This window comes from Bacteroides sp. 2201st1_D9_2201SCRN_220225 (assembly GCF_040928965.1).
GTDB classification, from domain to species: domain Bacteria; phylum Bacteroidota; class Bacteroidia; order Bacteroidales; family Bacteroidaceae; genus Bacteroides; species Bacteroides stercoris.
Window position 1 is genome coordinate 1 of record NZ_JBCODG010000128.1, and the last position, 4,752, is coordinate 4,752.

General features: G+C 46.2%; 4 protein-coding genes. 1 reads left to right on the forward strand and 3 read right to left on the reverse strand.

Annotated elements, in window-relative coordinates; genetic code table 11:
• Window positions 1-108: 108 nt before the first annotated feature.
• Window positions 109-936 (forward strand): hypothetical protein, encoded by an 828-nt coding sequence (locus tag AB5903_RS21735; RefSeq protein WP_217733679.1) that lies wholly within the window; start codon window positions 109-111, stop codon window positions 934-936.
• A 189-nt stretch (window positions 937-1,125) separates the two neighbouring features.
• On the opposite strand, the gene AB5903_RS21740 is transcribed toward AB5903_RS21735, so the two are convergent.
• From AB5903_RS21740 to AB5903_RS21750, 3 genes are all read right to left on the reverse strand, one after another.
• Window positions 1,126-2,454 carry a TolC family protein gene (locus tag AB5903_RS21740; RefSeq protein WP_272710868.1) on the reverse strand — a complete coding sequence of 443 codons (1,329 nt, stop codon included), beginning with the start codon at window positions 2,452-2,454 and terminating at the stop codon, window positions 1,126-1,128.
• 29 nt (window positions 2,455-2,483) lie between these two features.
• Window positions 2,484-3,590 (reverse strand): efflux RND transporter periplasmic adaptor subunit, encoded by a 1,107-nt coding sequence (locus tag AB5903_RS21745; RefSeq protein WP_005652429.1) that lies wholly within the window; start codon window positions 3,588-3,590, stop codon window positions 2,484-2,486.
• 60 nt (window positions 3,591-3,650) lie between these two features.
• The coding region (locus AB5903_RS21750; RefSeq protein WP_368118280.1) for an ABC transporter permease at window positions 3,651-4,752 on the reverse strand (1,102 nt) is incomplete at its 5' end.

Below are 4,752 nucleotides of genomic sequence, written 5' to 3' on the forward strand. Positions count from 1 at the left end.
TTTCAAAAAACCGTGTAATTGACTATATTTCAATAATTTCAAAGAACTATTTATCCACTTTTACGGGACAGTAGTGTGATGGAATATAAACTTGTAAAGAACGCTGCCATGAAACGAATATTATTTATGTTATTTGCCGTAATAATGAGTACTGCTGTCTGCCATGCGGCCATGAGTAACAGTAAAGTGCGTAAAGAAACACGCTTTCTTACGGATAAGATGGCTTATGAACTGAATCTGAATACGGCTCAGTATAATGATGTATATGAAATTAATTATGACTTTATTTCAGGTGTACGTTATCTGATGGATGATGTGCTGAGGGGTGAAGAATGGGCGTTGAATCGGTATTACGATTATCTGGATATACGCAATGACGATTTACGCTGGGTATTGAGCCGCAGACAGTATTCCCGTTTCATGCAGGCTGCTTACTTCTTCCGTCCGATTTATGTGAGTGGCGGGCATTGGTCTTTCCGGATTTATGTTACTTATACCAATCCGAATCATTTCTACTATCCGCGTCCTTATCATTATCGTACTTACTGTGGCGGACATAACCGTGTTCATTATCATAATGTAAGCTATTACCGGGGCAGACATAACTATCCTACCTATAACGGCTCTTTCCGTATCCGTGATAATAAATCGTACCATACAAGCCGGCGTTCGGATTTCGGTTCGGTTCATATCCGTCCCAATTCTGGTACGCGCCCTAATAACGTGGAACAGTCCAATCGCCGTCCTGCTACCAACAGTCCGGTACGCCGTTCCGATACTAAGAAGGAAGTAAATGCTCCTAAACGCGGGCAGAGTATTCAGAAGGAAAACGAAAGCATAAGACGACGCAGCAACTCTTCTTCATCCTCTACGCGTACAACACGTTCTTCTTCCCGTTCGTCAGAAAGAGGTAAAGAAGCGTCAAGACGAAATTAAACGCTTATCCATGTGTATTTATAACTGATAAACGGGGATACTTCAATATACCTGATGATTTCTTTCAGGCACGGAATTCACGGAAAAAGAAGTAAAGAAAATCTGTGTTTTCCGTGTAGTCCGTGCCTGAAAAGAAAATAAATAAAAAGTGTTCATCTCCTTACAAACACACAACAACTAAAATTATATTTATTCGATAGGCTCTCCTTTATAAAAGTCCAGTATCTTGGTACGGAACAGGTACTCGTATTTGGCTTGTAGTTCATCGGATTGTGCTTTCATCAGGTTCTGCTTGGCCTCATTGTATTCTACGGCGTTTGCTTTCCCGTTTTCGTATTTCTCGCTCATCAGCTTAAACGATGCTTCGCTTGCCGAGGCTGCCGCGCTGCTGCTTGTGTACTTGCTTTCGGATGCTGCCGCATTGTACCATGCCTGCTGAATTTCTTTGTAGAGGTCCTTCTTGGCATTATCCAGTTGCAAGGAGTAGTTTTCACGTTGCAGGCGGGCTGTACGTACCCGGTTGCGTGTAGCCAGTCTGTTAAAGATGGGAACACTCAGATTAAAACCGATGTATTTGTTGAAATTATCACTCATTTGCTGGCTGAAAGTGCGGTTGATTGTCGAATAATAATTCGTACCGAGACTCCCGCTGAGAGTCAGTTGCGGATAGTAACCGCTTTGGGCGATTCGGATACTGTGTTTACTTCCTTCCAGACGATACTGTGCAGCTTGTATTGAGGCCTTGCAACCTAATGCTAACTGATATATTTCGTCCGGAGAAGCCAATGGGATAAGTTCTATTGTTGCGGCAGGATTTTCCAAGAGGAAACCTTCCGGTGTTTCCAGTTCGATAAGCTGGCTGAGGTCGAGCAATGCCTGTTGATAGTTATTGCCCGTCTGTACTGCATTCATCTCATCCTGCGCTACACGTGCTTTGGCTTCGGCAACTTCTGCCGGAGAAGCTTTCCCTACTTCTGCCAGCCGCTCTATGCGGTTGCATTGTTCTTTGCTCAGCTCTATTTGTCCTAAAGAAACCCGGTGCAGTTCTTCGTTGAACAGTACCTGTAAGTAGGCTGAGGCTATATTGATGGAGATATCTTCTTTGGCTTTCTCCAAGTCGGCAAGAGCGGCTTTTAGGTTTAATTTGGCCAAAGCATACTGGTTGGGTATCTCGAGTCCGGTAAACAGTGGAATACTGGTGGAAACGGACATATTTGTACCGTGACTGCCTGTGTTGACATATACGGTGGAGTAATCACCGGTACTCTCGTCCTTGATAGCGGTCTGCGTGCGTCCCCAGTTCCAGTTTTGTCCGGCACTGGCATTAAGGTTCGGCAGTCGTGCCCATTTGGCGGTATTCACTTCAACACTGCTTTGTTCGGCTGCATTGGCTGTCCGGCGGATGTCGATATTATGCTCGATGGCGTAGTCTATACATTGCCGTAGCGACCAGCGGTCTTGCGCCTGAACTTGTATGCAAGCCAGAACGGCCATATATATAAGTATCTTTTTCTTCATGGCGTTTTTGCTTCTTCTAAGTATAACGGTTATTTATCTTTTTTCTCGGCGCCACGCACTTTGTCTTTGGCAGTCAGGCCGCTTTTGACGGCAATTTTGATACCGTCGCTCATGCCTACTTCTATCTGTTGGCGTTTGAACTTCTGTTGGGGTACACTGTCGGTCAGTACATATACAAAGGTGCTGTCTCCACTGAACTCAACCGTACTTTCCGGCAGGGCGAGCGTCTTGAGGGCACGTTCCAGCACAATTTCCGCATTGGCGGAATAGCCGGAACGGATTTGTACGCTGTCCGGCGCCTGGATGGCCGCTTTGATTTCGAATTGGTTGGCTCCGTTTTCTTCTACGCCTTTCGGAGATATGTATTCCAGTACGGCGTTGAATGAGAGGTTTTGCAAAGCACCGATAGTCAGCTTTACCGGCATGCCTTCGTGTACGCGGCCTACCTCGGTCTCATCCAGGTTGCCCCGGAAGATGAGGTCATTCATATTGGCAACCGTGGCGATTGTTGTTCCATCGTTGAACGTATTGCTCATGATAACGGAGTTGCCGACTTTGATAGGTACGTCCAGAATCAGTCCGGTAATGGTGGAACGAATCAATGTGCTGCTGAATGAAGCGCTGTTCTTGGTGATACCTTCCTTTACGATTTCCAGATTGTCTTTGGCTGTTTGCAATTCCTCCCGTGCCTGTTTTACGTTCACTTCCCCCTTTTCGTATTCTTCGTTACTGATGAGTTTGTCATTAAACAACTTCTCGACACGGGCAAAGTCCGTTTCGGCTTGTTTGGCATTGATTTCTGCCAGACGGACGCGGCTTTCGGCAGAGTTCAGCGTGCCCAGTTCGGGGATAACCTTTACTTTGGCAATCACTTCGCCTTGCTTGACGCTTTGTCCGGCTTCTTTATATACTTCGGAAATGATACCGGATATTTGCGGCTTGATAAGCACTTCATCTCTGGGCTCCACTTTTCCGGTGGCTACGGTTGTCTTTTCCAAATCGGCTGTTTCCGGAACGATGGTTTCATATACCTTTACAGTGGGCTGGGATTTCCGGTACAAAAACACGAATGTCCAGATAAATATGGCAGCTACTACCGCCAGTGATGCGATTTTCAGATACTTCTTTGTTTTCATCTTTATTGTATTATTGTTTTATTTTTCTATCGTTTTATCAGTCTGTCACCTTGCCGTTTTTTACTCATCCCTTATCGCTTCGATAGGTTTGATGGCCATTGCGCGGTAAGCAGGTGCCAGTCCTGCCAGCATCCCTAATGCAATGAGAAGGGCGCAAGTGCCGATAGCCAGTCCGAAGGAGACTTGATAATGGGTCTTGATGACTCCGGGATCATTCGCTGCACTTTCCAGTATTTGCAGTATAAGTACGGCAAAAGAGATACCTGCCATACCGGCTACGGTAGTCAGTACCATACTTTCCGAAAGGATTTGTTGCAGAATATCTTTGGGACGGGCACCGATGGCACGCCGTATGCCTATTTCCGTAGTGCGTTCCTTTACCGTTACCATCATGATATTGGATACGCCGATAGCTCCGGCAAACAAGGTTCCCAAGCCCACCATCCAGATAAGGATGCGGGTACCTGTCATCAGTGTGTCCATCATGGAAAACATGGCTTCTGCATTGAGGAACATGATTGCCTGTTTGTCGTCCGGCGAGATGTAATGGGCGGCTTTGATGCGATGTTCTATTTCCGGTTCTACGTCCTTAACCTTCACTCCCGGTTTCATGATAAAACAGACTACATCTATTCTTTGTCCCAGATTATATGTCTGCTGCATCGTTGTGAAGGGTAGGGTAACCGCTTCCGAAGCCTGTCCCTGTATGTTCACATTGCCCTCGGAAGAGCACATGCCGATAACACGGTAATAAATGCCGTTTACCCTGATATATTTTCCGCAAGGGTCCTCGCCCGGCTTGAAGAGGCTTTCGTACACGCGTTTGCCAATGACGCATACCTTGCGCGCCTCACGTATATCCACGTCATTGATAAAGCGGCCGTACGTCATTTCCTGATGTTCTATCTGTTCGTATTCGGGGTATAGACCTTTGACGCTGCATTCGTATTTGTTTTCTCCGTAAACGGCTGTCTGTCCCCATAAGGCAAATGAAGGAGTGGCCGTTTTTATTCCGTCGATGCTGCGTACCCGTTCCACATCTTCCATTTCCAGGTCCCACCAGCGTCCTTTACGAAATCCTTTGTAGGCCTCGCTTGTCTTTTGCGCTGCAATAAATCCGGAGTTTGTAGCGAAACCTTCAAATTGCGCTTTCATTTGTTCC